Here is a 17,117-nt window from a genome sequence, read left to right as displayed (position 1 = left end):
TCATGGCAAACACTTCTCATTCTATCTCAACCTATCTTTTTCTATTATATCATGACTTGTCGAAAATGCTTTAAGAATTTGTTGTTTTCGAGTTATTTTCGCTATTCTTATCATCTTTTGTTGTGCCGTCAGCGTTTGAAGGCTTCTTTTTTGATTGATTTCCTTCTTGGGGTCCTCCTGCCTGACCATTTCCTTGTGGTGGCTGACCTCCACCTCCAGGACCGCCTTGGCCATCTTGACCGTTTTGTCCCCCCATCTGCGGTGGCATGCCATTTTCATTTCCCTGTCCCTGACCTTGAGGAGGTTGTCCGCCTTGACCTGGCATCCTGCCATCTTGCTTGTTTTGCTGAGGCATAGTGGCTTGCACTGAGCTCTGTTGCGGGCTTTTCTGGGTCAAAGCACCAATTCCATAGCCACCAATTGCTCCGACAGCTAAGGAGGCACTAGCTACTGCTGTCATCCACCATTTGGTACTCTTTTTAACTACAATCATTTTTTCCATATCCATTAAAGTTTTCCTCTTTCTACATTTTATATTTTCATGGATTTTAACACTATGAAGCAATATAAAGTTTGATTACACAAGTTCACATCTTTTCACGTGTTAGGGTTATTATAGGGAGTTTTGCTTAAACGGGACTGAATTTTTTCTTAAAGAAGACTGAAACTATGGGACTCTAAACAACAAAAAAGACCAGATGTTATAATCTGATCTTTTCATTAGGCTAAACTGATGCCTTGATTGCTGTCTCAACTGCTGCTTTTTCACGATCAATCAAGTCAACACGCGCTGCGATTTCTTTGATTCCCATGCTGATGTTACGGCTGATAGCCATATCGTCCAGCTGCGGCTCAAAGAAGGCCTTATATTCTGCTAGTCTTTCTGCTGTCTTGAAGGCATTAGCTGGATAAATGACGAATTTGTCGAAGCTCATGTCGCCACCCAGAGCAGCCTTAATCCAATCCCAATTCTCACGCGCCCAAGTCCAAGAAGTAGCTTGAGTAAATTGGTGATTTAAGAGAGGGAAATACCAGCTCATGGCCAAATCTTGTGGTTTCACGATATCCTTGTTTTTCAAAGATTCCAAGATACGAGCAAGTGTCTCTGCGTCCTCAGTGTAAGCCAAAGCAGATGCCAATTGGCGTTTGAAGCTACCGTCAACTGTTGAAACATAATCATTCAAGTATTGGTCGGCCAATTCTTTGCTCTCATAATGCTTGATTTGGTTGATGAGAATATGCAAGCGAATAGCTGCAGGCAATTTCTCCAAGTTCTCTTGATGAGCAGCAAAAATGCGACTTGCTTCTTGACTTGTTGTTTGATCGTCAGCTGCAATCAGACTTCCTACAACAATCTGACGAACCAACTCATCTTCATCACTTTCGCCTTCTTTTGCTTCAAAGCCCAGACGATCAAAGTTGAATTTGCTAAGTTTAACTACCAATTCATGATAGGCTTTCTCGCACTCGCTTCCTTCGTCCACAAACAGCTTAAGACCATTCAAAACGGCTTTAACTCCTGAAACAACCAAATAAGAGGTTTCTTCTGTTAGTTTTTCAATAACTGGAACCAAATCAGCAAATGAAATGCTGCCTGCTTCAGCCAAGAGACGGCGCTCTTGCACTACTTGAAGCTTGCTGGTGCTATCCAAGTCTGTAATGGTATCTAAAATCTGCTCAAGCAAGACACCTTGATAGTCCGTGATATAGTGGGCTGTATTTTCAGTATTAAAGCGCAGGGCACCTTGGTTTTGAGCAGCCAAGGCAGAGTAATTTGGAATTTCCAGGGTTTCTGTCTCCAGCGTATCTGGCAAACCTTTCCAATTACTATTTAAAGGCAAGACCCAAGTGCGTTTCTTATCTTCGTGCTCTCCGATAAAGAATTGTTTTTGAGAGAGTTTGAGGGTATCGTTTTCTACTGTAGCTATCAAAACAGGGTAGCCTGGCTGTTCCAACCAAGAGTCCATAAAGGCTGCTACATCGCGACCAGAAGCAGCTCCCAAGGCGTTCCAAAGGTCACGACCGATAGTATTTCCATACTGGTGTTTAGCAAAGTAAGCGTTCAATCCTTTAGCAAAGGCCTCATCACCCAACCAACGACGAAGCATGTGCATAAGGCGGCTTCCTTTAGCGTAAACGATAGCCGGATCAAACAAAGTATTGATTTCGTCAGGGTGCTTCACTTCCACATGGACAGATTGAACTCCGTCTGTCGCATCTCGTTTAAGCGCCAAAGGAACACCTGTTGTTTGGAAATTCTCAAAGATATTCCAGCTTGGTTCAATCACATTAACACAGACGTATTCCATCATGTTGGCAAAACTTTCATTGAGCCAGAGGTCATCCCACCACTTCATAGTGACCAAATTACCAAACCATTGGTGAGCCAACTCATGAGCAACGACAAGTGCTACATCTTGACGGCTGGATACCGTAGAATTTTCATCTACTAAGAGGTAAATCTCACGGTAGGTCACCAGTCCCCAGTTTTCCATAGCCCCAGATGAAAAGTCCGGCAGGGCTACGTGCAGTGACTGAGGAATCGGATATTTGACACCGTAATATTCTTCGTAAAATTCAATCGAGCGAACCGCAATGTCCAAAGCAAACTCTAAGTTGCTGGCTGGATGAGCCTTGGTTGCATAAACACCGACCAAAGTGCCGTTTTTAGTTTTAGCAGTAATGCCTTGCATATCCCCAGCAGCAAAGGCCAAGAGATAGGAAGACATGCGAGGCGTTCTTTCAAACTTCCAAATGCCAGTCGCTTTCCGGTTTTCAACGTCGATTTCAGGCATATTAGACAAAGCTAGTTCGCCTTCTGCTTGGTCAAATTTCAAAGCCAAATCAAAAGTCGCTTTAGCTTCTGGCTCATCTACACTTGGAAAGGCTTCGCGCGCAAAATGGCTTTCAAACTGCGTAGAAATGATCTCTTTTTTCACTCCATCTACTGTATAGTAAGATGGGTAAATTCCTGTCATATTATCTGTAATCTTACCTGTATAGGTCAAGGTTATTTCCACAGGACCTGCTGATGCCAATTCAACGTAAAGAGCTTCATTATCATTATCAAGAGTGAAGGGGCGAGCTTGTCCAGCCACTTCTACGGCCTCGATCGTCAAATCCTTTTGGTGTAAAGAAATTTTCTCAGCTTTAGCTTCACCGGTAATGGTGACTTTCCCTGAGAAAGTCTTATCCGCACGATTTAAATCCAAAAAGAGATCATAGTGCTCTGGAACAAAAGTATCAATAAAATGTGCAACTGCTTGCATGTTTTTCTCCTCATCTAATTGAAGGGGCTGGTAATAAACCAACCTCCATTCATGATTCATCTCTTACTATTTTACCATATTTAGTGACTTTATACTCATCCTAACTGACTCAAAATCGATTTTTACTTTCAAACATAAAGTAATCATTTTAAAGCCATCCTGTCACTAGCTTTTCTCTTCCTCAAAACAAAAAAGACAAGCTTAGCCTGTCTGATGGATTCGTCCGAAGGAAAAGTGAAGCCATGATTACCTTGTTTCTTTCTTCAGTTCGTTCAATTTTTTATTGTACAAGCGATTTTCTTCTTGACAGGCTTCATTCAGTCGATCTTCGTAACGCCTTATTTTCCGCTCGAAATCTTCTCGATTTTCCTCAATTTGGTGTAATATATAAGATGAATCAGCAGGCGAACTGTGACGACAGAATGATATAACCCAATTGCTCATTTCTTCCGAAAAATTTCTAGCCTCCCGTTTCATATCGTGATAATCCCATTCCAATTCACTGGCTTTTCTACGAAATGCTAGATGTTCATCATCTAATTGTGCTATCCGCTTTTTTGTATCCATAATTCCTCCTACAGAATTGGACTCATCAAATTAGGCGTTGAGACTTCATTTAAGACATTTTTGATAGATTCGGCTGCTAATCCTGAAAAAGCACCTTCCAAATCGGCAGGAACTTGAACTGATGAGAATGATTTCATTGTCTCAGCCTATACTTATCATTTTCTTCTGATATGAGTTGGTCGAAGAAAGAGTTGCTGCTTCTATTTCAGCATTCCAAGCTAGCTCAAAACTCAACTCAGATAGTAAACCCTCTATCTCTCCACCAGAAAGGTTATGAGCCAGCGTATACGCTGCTGATCGTAGTTCTGTTATATGCTGAGAGACACCTTCCTTGGCATTTGCAAGTTTATCTTTGATCGCCTGCTCATATACTTCAGCTTGTAACTGAGCCGTTTGCGCACTTGTACGAACAAGTTCCTCTCTCAAGCTAATCATTTGACTGCCTGTAGTCGTTTTCAAAGAAGCGTGCAGTTCATCAATGCGTCGTCTCTTTAGAGTGAGTAATTCTTGCTTAGAAGGTTCTGGAGCAAAGTCTCCATATTCCTTTAAATACTCACGAACATAGTATTCAGGAGTCACCTTGTCCATCTCTAAACCATAATTTGCGATTGCTACATTTACTTTATACGTTTTTGCTTTATATTCAGCAATCTTTCGAACCTGTTTTTCTGTCATGCCAGTAGCGAATCGATTTCTTTTATAATACCATTCAACATCTAAACTATTCCCCTTCATTTTAGGAGTTCGTGGTGAATGTCCGTCTTCTCCTTCAACCACCTCAAATTTCATTGTTTTTCCATAGGGAACATCTCCTCCTTGCATATCATAGTTAACAATATCCCCCCGACTATCTCTATAAATGGTTGCATACTTATCGAGATAATCCATTTCTTCTTTAGAAAAATTGTTAGTTTGTACAGCTCTCTTGGCGGCAAAGTCCATAAAATTTGTCACTTTAATCGGACTCTCTTGTTGAAGAGAATATTTTGCGGCTGTCTTGGCAGTTCCTGGTCCAGCTTGGCTATGACCAGACATGTTAGAAATAAATCCATCTTCAGATTTGATTCTTCTGGATGTTTCTAGATAGAATTCATCAATATCCTTTGTCTGAGCCGTTAATCCAAATATAGTTGAGACACCAGCATTATAGAAAGACTCTCCAACATGAGTATTAATTCCTCCCGGTGTCTGAGTTCCAGCCACAATAATCGTCGTTTGAGTATAGTCATACTGTTCTTTTCCTACAACAGGGGCGACAGCTATAGCTTGAGTAGTTGAATTGATTTTATATATCAAATAATACTCTTTGCCATCATCTGTAGTAAACGTACTTTTCTCTGCGACATCTCTTATAGTAGTAAGAGACTTTTTTTGTAATTCTTGAATACTCTTATCATTTAGCGCCATTTCAAATAATTCCCTTTTCGAATTTCTACATTGTAAACAACTTCTGCATTAGGACTTCCACTTTTACTCTTCTTTACATCTTTCAATTGGCCATTCTGGATAAGCACCTCAATATTCTTATCCAATTTGGGAAGGGAAGACAATTTAGCGAATTCAGGCAAATGTTTATGATTAGACACTTCTACTGTTGTATTTTCATCAATCCTCAGGTCAATGGCTTCTTCACCAGTCGCTCCATCAAATCCTAGAAGCAAATCCCACGAATCACCATAGGCAGCATAGGTAGTCTCCCCTATTTTTTTCCCTAAATAAGTTTTATTTCCATTTGAATCAGTTATAGCTGCTATTATACTGGCACCAAACATTGTCTGTCCATCCCCACCTTGAACAAAAATTGGTGAAAACTCTATTTTACTGACTCCTGAATAGTGCTCCTTGATATAAGTTGCCAACTGTTCTTCCAACAATCGAAATCCGCGTTTGTAAAGTTTTACTCCTTTATCATCTAAAACGTCACTAACATTATAGGGCGAGTTCTGGTGCTCAATCCATTTTGTCATACAGTATCCCCCTCCTGAAACTAAGATAATTAATACAGCTATAATTGCAAGTTGTTTTTTATTCATTAACTGTCACCTTTATATCTAAATGAAAACGAATCCATTATTATGTTTATAGTATATCACAATATAATATTTCTTGCCGATTTTTTCTGTCATATTATCCATAAACAGAAACCTCCCCATTTAATCAAAGATTATTTCCATTCTGAGTAGCTCCCTCTTTTAATTTATAAGTTGTAGTCTATTTCAGCATTCGGACTTCCTACATCTGATTCCTTAACATCTTTTAGCCTTACTAAATGTTATTAATATAAACAATGTTATTCTGTCAACGCCATTCCAAATAGTCTCCTTTCTTAATTTCTGTATTATAGGCAACTTCTGCTTCTAGGCTGCCTTTTTCACTTTTAACCACATCTTTTAGTTGTCCATCTTTAACAAGTGCTTCAATATTTTCATCCATTGCGGGGTTGATTGTTAATTTAGCTTTTGGAGGCAAACTTTTGTAATTCGTTATATCAAGAAATTTACCATCTACATCAATTTCAATCACTTCCTCATCAAAACCATTAAAATCTAACCGTAGATCTCCTAAAAGACCGTAGCTTGCATATCCATGCTTACCAACTTTTCGCCCTAAATAAGCCTTATTCCCATGATTGTCATAAATTACGGGAACGATATTAGCATCGAACATAGTCTGCCCATCCCCACCTTGCACAAAAATTGGTGAAAACTCTATTTTACTGACTCCTGAATAGCGCTCTTTGATATATGTTGACAACTGTTCTTCCAACAAACGAAATCCGCGTTTGTAAAGTTTTACTCCTTTATCGTCTAAAACGTCACTAACATTATACGGTGATTTTTGATGTTCAATCCATTTTGTCATACAGTATCCCCCTCCTAAAACTAGAACGAACAAAATTGCCAGAACGACAATAATATTTTTTCTCATAATTATACCTCCATTATAGTATGCTATAAAACAAGGCTTTCAGCTATCACTTTCCTACATTGTAGCATAATTTTTAGCATTATCCTCCATTTCTTTTTCAATCATTTCAACCAAAAGGGGAGTACTTAGGTCATATCGATAAATTATCTTTTTGTTTTAGACTTTTTAATCCATTGAAATCCCAATTTGTCTGTTATCTACATGAAGTCTAAATATCTATCTTTTAAATTCGTCTCATCTCACCTTTTCTCCTCCCAAAACAAAAGAGACAAGCTTAGCCTGTCTCTTTAACATATATTATAATTCAATAATTTTACCCGTTTCAAAGTAAACGACCCATTCGCAGATGTTTTTGGCATAATCGCCGATACGTTCCAAGAAAGAAATAACCTGGAAGTAATCACGACCTGTAACGATAGCTTCAGGATTTTTCTTGATTTCTTCCGTAGCCAGGTCACGAATGCTATCAAAATAATGGTTGATTTTTTCATCCATGGCTGCTACCTCATAGGCTTGATCTACAGAACCATTCAGGTAGAGATCAAGGGCAGCTTCAACGAAATTTTTCACATCGCGACCCATCTTTTTAATTTCTTCCTCAACAGCTGGAATACGCTGCTCGCCCTTCATACGAATGGCTGCTTTTGCAATGGATACCGCATGGTCTCCCATACGCTCTAAGTCTGAAACAGCCTTGAGAACAGTCAAGACAGTGCGAAGGTCTTGAGAAACAGGTTGTTGGAGGGCAATCATTTCAAATGATTTCTTTTCCAATTTCACTTCATATTCATTTACTTCTGCATCATCTTCGATGACTTCCTTTGCCAAGTCACGGTCATGTGTGACAAAAGCACGCACGGTGCGGTTGATTTGTGAGAGCACTTCTTGTCCCATTGCGTAGAACTGATTGTGCAATTTCTCCAAATCTTCTTCAAATTGAGATCGTAACATCATTCAACTCCTTATCCAAATTTTCCTGTAATATAATCTTCTGTTTCCTTATTTTGTGGGTTGAGGAACATCTCCTTAGTATCATTAAACTCCATCAAATCACCATCCAAGAAGAAGCCCGTTTTATCCGAAAGCCGAGAAGCCTGCTGCATGGAGCGAGTTACCAAGAGCATGGTATAGGTGTCCTTAAGTCCATAGAGAGTTTCCTCAATCTTACCCGCAGAGATTGGATCTAGCGCTGACGTTGGCTCATCCAAGAGGATAATTTTCGGACTGGTAGCTAAAACGCGTGCTACACAAATCCGCTGTTGCTGACCACCCGAGAGGCCGATAGCCGAATCATGTAAACGGTCTTTCACTTCGTCCCAAATAGAAGCCCCAATCAAGGAACGCTCCACCGCTTCATCTAAAACTTGTTTATCCTTGACACCGTTGATGCGCAGTCCATAGACAACATTTTCATAAATGGTCATTGGGAAGGGATTAGGCTGCTGGAAGACCATGCCAATTTCCTTACGCAACTCCACCGTATCTGTCCGAGGACTGTAGATATTGTGGCCGTTATAGATGACTGTGCCTGTCGTAGTGACTTCTGGATTCAAATCTCCCATACGGTTGATAGCCTTGAGCAAGGTAGATTTCCCTGAACCTGATGGTCCAATCAAGGCAGTAATTTCATTAGGCATAAAGTCCAAGGAGACACTATTGAGTGCTTTCTTTTTATTATAATAAACCGACAAGTCCTTGACTTGCAAAATAGGTTCTGTCATAAATTCATTCCTTTAGTTTCTTCACCTCTAACCAAAATGACCAGAAACATAGTCATTGGTCGACTGCAGTTTGGCATTTTGGAAGATATTGGCAGTCTTGTCGTACTCAATCAAATCTCCTAGATAAAAGAAGCCGGTGTAGTCACTGGCCCGGGCAGCCTGCTGCATATTGTGAGTTACGATGATGATCGTATAGTCCTTTTTGAGCTCAAACATAGTCTCTTCCAGCTGCATGGTCGCAATCGGATCCAGCGCAGAAGCCGGCTCGTCCATAAGCAAGATATCTGGCTTGACCGAAATAGCTCGGGCAATACAGAGTCGCTGCTGCTGGCCGCCTGACAAAGTCAAGGCTGACTTATGAAGATCATCCTTGACTTGGTCCCAAAGTGCGGCTTGTTTGAGCGAAGTTTCAACAAGTTCATCCAAAATATTTTTATCTTTTACACCAGCACGTTCATGGGCAAAGGTAATGTTGCGATAAATAGACTTAGCAAATGGATTAGGCCGTTGAAAGACCATGCCGATGTGCTTACGCATCTCGTAAACGTTGATATCAGGACGATTGACGTCTATTCCTTGGTAAAGAATTTGCCCTGTTACCTTGGCAATATCAATCGTGTCATTCATACGGTTGAGACTGCGGAGATAGGTCGATTTCCCTGAGCCAGACGGACCAATCAGAGCTGTGATTTTATTCTTTTCAAACTGCATATCAATGCCCTTGATGGATTCTTTTTTACCGTAGTAAACATGCAAATCCTTGGTCGAAAGGGCTACCTTTTCTTCAGGAAAAGTAATGATATGTTTTTCATTCCAATTATATTCTGTCATTGCTTCTCCTTTATGCAGAGGTTAATTTCTTGTGCAAGTAGGAACCGAGTTTGCGGGCTCCAAAGTTGAAAATCAAGATAAAAATCAGAAGCACCGCTGCTGATCCTGCTGACACCACAGTGCCATCAGGAATGGTTCCCTCACTATTGACCTTCCAGATATGGACAGCAAGTGTCTCCGCCTGCCGGAAAATCGAAATCGGGCTGGTAATGCTGAAAATGTTCCAGTTAGACCAATCCAGAGCTGGCGCGGATTGACCCGCAGTGTAGATCAAGGCAGCTGCTTCACCGAAAATCCGACCAGAAGCAAGGACAATCCCTGTCACAATCCCTGGCAGAGCCTCTGGAATGACCACATGCAGCACTGTTTCCCAGCGGGAAATTCCCAGAGCCAGTCCTGCTTCACGCTGTGTATGGTGAACGTGGCGTAAGCTATCCTCGACGTTACGAGTCATCTGAGGCAGATTGAAGACAGTCAGCGCCAAGGCACCAGAGATGATAGAAAAGCCATATTCAAACTGGACAACAAAGATCAAATAGCCAAAGAGCCCGACTACTACCGAAGGCAGTGAAGACAGAATTTCAATACAGGTACGGACAAAGTTGGTTACTGGGCCTTTCTTAGCATACTCTGACAGATAAACCCCAGCCCCCATAGAAAGAGGAACAGAGATAATCAGAGTAATCACCAGCAGGAAGAAGGAATTGTATAGCTGTATCCCAATACCGCCGCCAGCTTGGTAAGAAGAGGATTTTCCTGTCAAGAAAGACCAGGAAACATGCGGCAGACCTCTAACTAAGATATAGAGTATGAGAGAGGCAAGGATGGCAACAATGATACTCGCTATTGTGTAGAGAACACCTGTCGCCAATTTATCTAATTTCTTAGCGTGCATAGTTTTTCTTACCTCTTTCTTTTGTAATCAGTTTAATGACACTGTTAAAGGCCAAGCTCATCATCAAGAGTACCAGAGCCAGAGACCAGAGAACGTTATTATCCACTGTTCCCATAACGGTATTTCCGATTCCCATGGTCAAAACGGAAGTCAGTGTAGCTGCCGGTGTTGTCAAAGAGGTTGGAATCACCGCAGAGTTACCGACAACCATTTGAATGGCCAAGGCTTCACCGAAGGCACGTGCCATTCCAAAGACCACAGCTGTAAAGATACCAGAGCGAGCAGCCTTGAGCGTTACCCGCCAAATGGTCTGCCAGCGCGTAGCCCCCATAGCCAGACTTGCTTCACGGTAGTGACGTGGCACAGCACGCAGACTGTCCGTCGTCATAAAGGTTACTGTCGGCAAAATCATGACAAAGAGCACAAAAATACCAGACAAAATCCCAAATCCGGTACCACCAAAAACAGTCCGAACAAAGGGAACCACAACCTGCAAGCCGATAAATCCGTACACAACAGACGGAATCCCGACCAAGAGCTCGATCGCAGGCTGAAGAATCTTAGCTCCTTTAGGCGATACTTCAGTCATAAAGACGGCTGCTCCAATAGCAAAGGGAGTTGCAATCAATGCTGACAGAATGGTAACGATAAAGGAACCCAAAATCATCGGCAGGGCACCGAATTCCTTACCTGACGGATTCCAAGTGGAGCCAAATAAAAATTCAAATACATTAACTCCGTTGACAAAGAAGGTCGACAGCCCTTTTTGTGCTACGAAGATTAAAATCATGGCTACAATCAGGACGATTAAAGCCAGGCAGGCAAAGGTGATATATTTACCAAATTTTTCCAGACGAGAGTTTTTCGAAGGGGATAGTAATTTTTTTGCTAATTCTTCATTTCTCATTTGCTATCTCCTTTTAAGCTCGTAACGTTTCCATCAGCATCCTTGCTAACCTGCATTTCCTTGATGGAAATATAGCCCATTCCTGAGACGATTCCATCTTGAACTTCATCTGACAGCATGTAGTCCAGAAACTCTGCTGCCAAGCCCTTAGGCTGACCAAGAGTGTACATATGCTCGTACGACCATAGTGGCCAAGCATTGGTCGCAACATTCTTAGCCGTTGGCTCGTAGCCATTAAGCTTCAAAGTCTTGACAGAATCATCCACGTAAGCAAAGGCCAGATAAGAAATGGCTCCCGGTGTTTGAGAAACAATGGACTTAACCATCCCATTTGAATCCTGCTCCTGACTTTGAACGGCTGATTTACCATTCATGATGACACTGTCAAACGTAGCTCGAGAACCAGAGCTTGCCGCACGGTTGATGATGGAAATCTCTAGATTTTTCCCACCCAGCTGCTTCCAGTTGGTCACTTCACCAGTAAAAATCTTCTGCAGCTGCTCCGCCGTTAAATTATCGACAGATACTTCTTTATTGACAATCACGGCAATTCCAGCAACTGCTACTTTGTGGTCAACAAGGGCTGAAGCATCAATCCCTTCTTTTTCCTCAGCAAATACATCTGAGTTGCCAATTTCGACCGCACCAGACTGAACCTGAGACAAGCCCGTACCTGATCCGCCACCTTGAACATTGACCGTTTTTCCAATATTGGCTGAACCAAACTCATCTGCTGCAGCTTCAACGAGCGGCTGAAGGGCTGTCGAACCAACGGCAGTCATGGACTCCCCTCGGTCAATCCAGCTGGAACAGGCTGATAGGCTGACTGCAAATAGCACTAGAACCGCTGACAAAATCAGCTTATATTTTTTCTTTACCATTTTTTTCCTCGAAATCTTGAGAATGATAGTGGAATGTCTATTTGAAAGAAACTGAAAATCCCACTATATCCACTATAACATAGAAAGAGGGCTTTGCCTAGTCTTTTGAACGAAAGCGAAGCCCCTTTGGGAAATAATTTTTCAAGGTATTCCCAGTAATTTTTGCAAAACCCAAACCGTTTCCTTGGGCAAGCACTTGATACCAGCCATTTGGATAGTTTTGAGAAAGTTGAACCGTCTCGCCTGCTACATATTTGCTAAAGGCCTCGTCATCAATCTCAAGGACTGAGACGACTTCACTCGGCCTCAAAGCCAGCCCTAAGGCAAAGCTCGGTTCAAAGCGATTTTTCTTAAATTCTCCTAGATGCAGGCCATTGCGAGCGATTTTCAGCTTGGACATGTCTGGCAGTCCAGCTGGCAGCAGATAAAGATTGTCCCCAAAAGTATCTAAATGTCCTTCTAGCTCAATGTTTAGATGCTTTTTCTGGAAATCTTGCCAGAGTTTTCTCTGCTCTGCTGTCAATTTATTTTTGGTCACCTTGATTTTTTTAGCAGACTGACTGCCTGTAAAACGAAATTTCGCTACAAATTGCCCTTCACCTTTGAAATGGTGGGGATACATACGAGCTGTTTCTGGGAAATCAATCCCTGCTACCATGCCATTGATTTTTGGTATTTCCAGCAATTCCAAGGGAAAATTCTCTAAAAGCCAAGCAACAACTTCTTCATTTTCTTCTGGCGCCCAAGTGCAAGTTGAATAAACCAACTGCCCGCCTGTCGCCAACATCTTGACAGCGTCCTCTAAAATTTCTCGTTGCAAACGCGCGCACCGGGCAGGATATTCCAGACTCCAATACTGGATAGCATCTGGCTGCTTGCGAAACATTCCTTCGCCAGAGCAAGGAGCATCCAGAACAATGAGATCAAAATAGCCCTGAAAGACCTTAGCCAATCGATCCGCAGATTCGTTGGTGACAAGGACATTTCGCGCTCCAAAACGCTCTATATTTTCTACCAAAATTTTACTGCGTTTGGCATTGATTTCGTTAGAAACCAGGACACCTGTATTTTCTAGATAAGAGAGTAGATGAGTAGATTTTCCTCCTGGTGCGGCAGCTAAGTCCAGAACTTTCATGCCCTTTTGTGGTGCTGCAACTTGGGCAACCATTTGGGCAGCTGGCTCCTGAGAATAAACTAGGCCCGTGACATGTTCTACCGACTTCCCAGACACTTTCCCGTAATATCCCCAGTCTGTATTCGGGATAGCATTCACAAAATCTTTCTGATTTTCTTTTAAAGGATTGCTGCGAAAGGCTGAAATCGGATCTTGTTCAAAAGTCGCAAAAAAAGCCTCTGCTTCCTTCCCCAAGAGCTCCTCATACTTTTCCTTAAAACCTACTGGAAAGTCCATACTAGCCTTTTCCCTTTCGTAAATACTCTTGTAATTCGTCTAACTTACACTTTGGTGCAATCATAATCGGCTCCTGAGTCTGAAAATTCGGCTGTTCGCCATCAAGAGTCTGAATGACGAAGCCTAGTTTGTCAGCCATCACATAGGCCGCCGCATAGTCCCAAGGCCAATTATAAGAGAAATAGGCAACTAAACCACCAGCCAAGGTCTTAGCAAAACTAATCCCAGCACTGCCATAGACACGCACTCCCAAGCAATCACGAGCCAAGTCAGCTAGTCCCCAGTGATTATGCTCCAGCATACTAGCATTTGAAGCTATAAGATATTGCTGTAAGGGCTTATCGGTAAAAACAGTCAACTTTCTGTCATTGCAGTAAACATCAAAAGCCCCGCCTCCGTGAAAAAGCTGGTCTCTTGTCACATCGTAAATCAATCCAAACTTGCCCTGCCCATTTTCAAAATAAGCTAACATAATAGCAAAATCAGCCCGCTGGGTAATGAAATTATTGGTACCATCAATGGGATCAATCACCCAGACATTACCATCCGCGATGTCGTGTCGCAGGTCATTTTCCTCAGCCAAAATCGCGTCGTTCGGATACTGAGCTAAAATTTTCTCAACCAAATCATCTTGGATGAAGCGGTCCATTTGAGTCACCAAGTCAGTCGGGCTGCTCTTTTGTAGGACATCTAAGTCATCATAGAGATGGTCTCTTAAAAAAGCACCTGCCTGATAAACTATTTCTTTCGCAAAATGAAATTTATTTTCCAAGAGAAATCATTCCTTTCCCTTTCCTTTTTGCCTCCTGAACAGCGCGATAAAGAGAATAGCCACTGACCGTCTCAAACTCACGGCCGAGTCGCTTCTCTTCTCCCTTACTGGGAACAACTTTTTTGAAGACTGCATAGGACTGGAGCAGTTTCTCCGCTTGAATCTTCTGTTCATAGGCTTGCTCTACATCATTAAAAAAAGAAAGCACTGAAGCAAGCTCTTCAGTGCTCCACGATAAGTCTAGTGGGTAACTATAATTTTTTTCCATATTTTAAATATCAGCACGCATAGTTGCGGCTCTGAGTTCTTCTTTCCGATAGCCTCTAGGCAAGAAAGCACGAATTTCATCTTCATTGAAGCCGATTTGCATTCGTTTACCATCGAGGATAATTGGGCGACGCAAAAGACTAGGATTTTCCTCAATCAGCTTAATAAGTGTTGAAATCGATAAATCCTCTACGTCTAAATCTAGTTTTTGAAAAATTTTTGAGCGGGTTGAGATGATGTCATCAGTGCCATTTTCTGTCAATGAAAGAATGTGTTGCAATTCTGGAGCAGACAGAGGGCTCGTCATGATATTATGCTCCGTAAATGGAACTTCATGACCAATCAACCAAGCACGCGCCTTGCGACAGGAAGTGCAGCTAGGCGATAAAAATAATGTAATCATGCTGTTCTCTTCTTATTTTTATATAGTAACTAACTCTATTATACTAAATTTTATCTCTCTTGACTAGATATTTTTGAGAATCGGCTCGAAATACTAAGAAAAATATTAAAAACTGACATTTATTCCGAACGTTCCCAATTTCTTGCCACTTCTTCATCACTCTTTAATTGAGTCACTAGCTCCTCGATACCATCAAATTTAACCATATCACGAATCTTATCCAGCCAGATAATCCGAATCGTATCGCCATAGATTTCCTCCGCAAAGTCAAATAGATTGGCTTCAAAACGAAGCTCATCTCCTTCAAAGGTCACATTTTTGCCAACGCTAGCCATGCCACGAAAAATCTTGCCATTGTGCTCAACATCTACCACATAGACACCATCTGCTGGCAAAATCACGCGATCCAATGGTGCTAGATTGGCCGTTGGATAGCCAATGGTACGCCCTCTAGCATTGCCATGAACCACAATGCCACGAGTAGAGAGAGGATAGCCTAATAGCTGATGCGCCTTGGCAACATCACCATTTTGAATGGTCTCTCTAATCCGAGTAGAAGAGATTTTTTCATCATCTTGATTGACCGATGAGACGATGACAATCCGACCATCGAAATAGTCTGCAAGCTCCTCTGCCTTTCTCTTGTCAGATCCAAAATGGTAATCAAAACCTGCCACAACTGCCTTTGCTTTAAGCGCAGAAACGTACTTATCAAAAAATTCTCGGGCTGTATTTTTAGAAAAATGACTAGTAAAGTCAATCAAGTAAAGGTAGTCCACACCCAAATTTTCTAAGTGAGCAGCTCGTTCCTCCGGATAATTCAAATGCAACATCAACTCTGGCTGATAACGGACAAAAGCTAATTTTGGTGACTCAGGAAAGGTCAGTACCGCAATCTTCAGTCCTTGCTCATCCGCTATCTTCCTAGCTTCCTTAAAAAGTGTCTGATGTCCCTTATGCAGGCCGTCAAAATAGCCCAGAACCAAGACTGTATCTTCTTCCTGATTTATCTCTAATTCATTATTAATTCGTCTTATTTTCATCATTTTTCTATTTTACTATGTATCCGCTTTTTTTACAACAAATTAAATCTAAGAAAAAGAACTTCTAACACTCCAAAAAAACACCTTGCTATTTCTAACAAGGTGTCTCTATCTATATCGCAAAAACTATGAAACAACATTGGTTACTGACGATCATCATAGCCGTTTGGATGACTGGAATGCCATTTCCAAGCAGTTTCGATAATGGTTTCAATATTGTCAAATTTGGGCTGCCAGCCCAGAACTTTTCGTGCTTTCTCAGAGGAAGCAATCAGCGTATCCGGGTCCCCTGGGCGTCGCTCTGCTATTTCCAAAGGAATAGGATGACCTGTCACTTTTCGGGCTGCTTCTACAATCTGCAGGTTGGAAAAACCAGTTGAAGAGCCAAGGTTAAAGACATCTGAAGGCTGTCCAGCACGCAGATGCTCGACAGCTAGAATATGGGCGTCAGCCAAGTCGAAAGGATGGACATAATCGCGTACATTGGTCCCGTCCGGAGTATCGTAATCATCCCCAAAGACGGCAATCTTCTCGCGCTTGCCCTGAGCCACCTGAAGCACAATAGGCAAGAGATGGGTTTCAGGCCCGTGATCCTCACCAATTGAGCCGTCGGGCTTGGCACCAGCTACATTGAAATAACGCAGAGCTACAAACTTGATGCCATAGGCCTGGTCTGCCCAGCGCATAATGGTCTCCATCATAAGCTTACTCTCACCATAAGGATTAATCGGCTTTTGCGGAGTCGTTTCCAGAATCGGAATTTCCTCAGGAATACCGTAAGTTGCAGCAGTTGATGAAAAGACAATATTTTTAACACCGCATTCCTGCATGACCTCCAAAAGAGAAATCATACCGGCTGTGTTATTGTCAAAATACTTGAGCGGATCAACCATAGACTCTGCGACCAGTGAAAAAGCAGCAAAGTGAATAACTGCATCGATGGATGGATGTTTGGCAAAAACGCCACGCATAAAGTCCTTATCCGCCAAATCCCCCTCATAAAAGACTGCTTGAGGACGGACGGCTGCGCGATGGCCAGTCACCAAATTATCGACGACGACTACCTCTTCCTTACCTGCTTCTACCAAACGGTCTACCATGTGCGAGCCGATATAGCCAGCTCCACCTAATACTAAAATTGCCATGTTTCTCTCTTTCTCATCTTGATTTATACTTTAACTATTTTATCAAAAATAAGGACAAATGAAAACTCTTGCTGCAA

Annotated in this window: 18 protein-coding genes; all 18 read right to left on the bottom strand. The window is 42.0% G+C overall.

Annotation, left to right across the window (positions count from 1 at the left end; all coding sequences use genetic code 11):
* Positions 1-70: 70 nt before the first annotated feature.
* Positions 71-508: a hypothetical protein gene (locus O3651_RS00545; RefSeq protein WP_371609201.1), complete on the bottom strand. Its 438-nt coding sequence runs from the start codon at positions 506-508 to the stop codon at positions 71-73.
* Positions 509-725: 217 nt separating this feature from the next.
* Positions 726-3,269 (bottom strand): M1 family metallopeptidase, encoded by a 2,544-nt coding sequence (locus tag O3651_RS00540; RefSeq protein WP_371609200.1) that lies wholly within the window; start codon positions 3,267-3,269, stop codon positions 726-728.
* A gap of 246 nt (positions 3,270-3,515) precedes the next feature.
* Positions 3,516-3,836 carry a hypothetical protein gene (locus O3651_RS00535; protein ID WP_371609199.1) on the bottom strand — a complete coding sequence of 107 codons (321 nt, stop codon included), beginning with the start codon at positions 3,834-3,836 and terminating at the stop codon, positions 3,516-3,518.
* 141 nt (positions 3,837-3,977) lie between these two features.
* Positions 3,978-5,243, bottom strand: a complete 1,266-nt coding sequence (locus O3651_RS00530) for a hypothetical protein (RefSeq protein ID WP_371609198.1) — start codon at positions 5,241-5,243, stop codon at positions 3,978-3,980.
* A complete protein-coding gene (locus tag O3651_RS00525) occupies positions 5,234-5,869 on the bottom strand; it encodes a hypothetical protein (protein WP_371609197.1) in 636 nt (211 codons plus the stop codon). Before O3651_RS00525 ends, O3651_RS00530 begins: the two co-directional genes overlap by 10 nt.
* A gap of 265 nt (positions 5,870-6,134) precedes the next feature.
* Positions 6,135-6,698 carry a hypothetical protein gene (locus tag O3651_RS00520; protein ID WP_371609196.1) on the bottom strand — a complete coding sequence of 188 codons (564 nt, stop codon included), beginning with the start codon at positions 6,696-6,698 and terminating at the stop codon, positions 6,135-6,137.
* Between the two features lie 363 nt (positions 6,699-7,061).
* Positions 7,062-7,715: a phosphate signaling complex protein PhoU gene (phoU, locus tag O3651_RS00515; protein WP_061422891.1), complete on the bottom strand. Its 654-nt coding sequence runs from the start codon at positions 7,713-7,715 to the stop codon at positions 7,062-7,064.
* An 11-nt stretch (positions 7,716-7,726) separates the two neighbouring features.
* Positions 7,727-8,485 (bottom strand): phosphate ABC transporter ATP-binding protein PstB, encoded by a 759-nt coding sequence (gene pstB / locus O3651_RS00510; protein WP_371609195.1) that lies wholly within the window; start codon positions 8,483-8,485, stop codon positions 7,727-7,729.
* Between the two features lie 27 nt (positions 8,486-8,512).
* Complete coding sequence (pstB, locus tag O3651_RS00505; RefSeq protein WP_371609194.1) at positions 8,513-9,316, bottom strand: phosphate ABC transporter ATP-binding protein PstB; 804 nt, start codon at positions 9,314-9,316, stop codon at positions 8,513-8,515.
* Positions 9,317-9,326: 10 nt separating this feature from the next.
* Entirely contained in the window at positions 9,327-10,211 is an 885-nt protein-coding gene (gene pstA, locus O3651_RS00500; RefSeq protein WP_268731185.1) for a phosphate ABC transporter permease PstA, read from the bottom strand.
* Positions 10,201-11,118 (bottom strand): phosphate ABC transporter permease subunit PstC, encoded by a 918-nt coding sequence (gene pstC, locus O3651_RS00495; RefSeq protein WP_125372861.1) that lies wholly within the window; start codon positions 11,116-11,118, stop codon positions 10,201-10,203. Before pstC ends, pstA begins: the two co-directional genes overlap by 11 nt.
* Positions 11,115-11,999 carry a phosphate ABC transporter substrate-binding protein PstS family protein gene (locus O3651_RS00490; protein ID WP_371609193.1) on the bottom strand — a complete coding sequence of 295 codons (885 nt, stop codon included), beginning with the start codon at positions 11,997-11,999 and terminating at the stop codon, positions 11,115-11,117. The genes pstC and O3651_RS00490 overlap by 4 nt, the downstream gene beginning before the upstream one ends.
* 97 nt (positions 12,000-12,096) lie before the next feature.
* Positions 12,097-13,410 (bottom strand): RsmF rRNA methyltransferase first C-terminal domain-containing protein, encoded by a 1,314-nt coding sequence (locus O3651_RS00485; protein ID WP_371609192.1) that lies wholly within the window; start codon positions 13,408-13,410, stop codon positions 12,097-12,099.
* Between the two features lies 1 nt (position 13,411).
* Positions 13,412-14,182 carry an inositol monophosphatase family protein gene (locus O3651_RS00480; RefSeq protein WP_371609191.1) on the bottom strand — a complete coding sequence of 257 codons (771 nt, stop codon included), beginning with the start codon at positions 14,180-14,182 and terminating at the stop codon, positions 13,412-13,414.
* Positions 14,172-14,450, bottom strand: coding sequence for a UPF0223 family protein (locus O3651_RS00475; RefSeq protein ID WP_005590249.1), 279 nt, complete (start codon positions 14,448-14,450; stop codon positions 14,172-14,174). Before O3651_RS00475 ends, O3651_RS00480 begins: the two co-directional genes overlap by 11 nt.
* 3 nt (positions 14,451-14,453) lie before the next feature.
* Positions 14,454-14,852: a Spx/MgsR family RNA polymerase-binding regulatory protein gene (locus tag O3651_RS00470; RefSeq protein ID WP_005590248.1), complete on the bottom strand. Its 399-nt coding sequence runs from the start codon at positions 14,850-14,852 to the stop codon at positions 14,454-14,456.
* 119 nt (positions 14,853-14,971) lie between these two features.
* Entirely contained in the window at positions 14,972-15,895 is a 924-nt protein-coding gene (locus O3651_RS00465; RefSeq protein WP_371609314.1) for a bifunctional riboflavin kinase/FAD synthetase, read from the bottom strand.
* A 143-nt stretch (positions 15,896-16,038) separates the two neighbouring features.
* Positions 16,039-17,040, bottom strand: a complete 1,002-nt coding sequence (gene galE, locus O3651_RS00460; RefSeq protein ID WP_125387886.1) for a UDP-glucose 4-epimerase GalE — start codon at positions 17,038-17,040, stop codon at positions 16,039-16,041.
* Positions 17,041-17,117: the final 77 nt, after the last annotated feature.

This window comes from Streptococcus sp. 27098_8_73 (assembly GCF_041432495.1).
GTDB lineage: Bacteria > Bacillota > Bacilli > Lactobacillales > Streptococcaceae > Streptococcus.
This window is presented reverse-complemented; position numbering and strand designations above follow the sequence as displayed.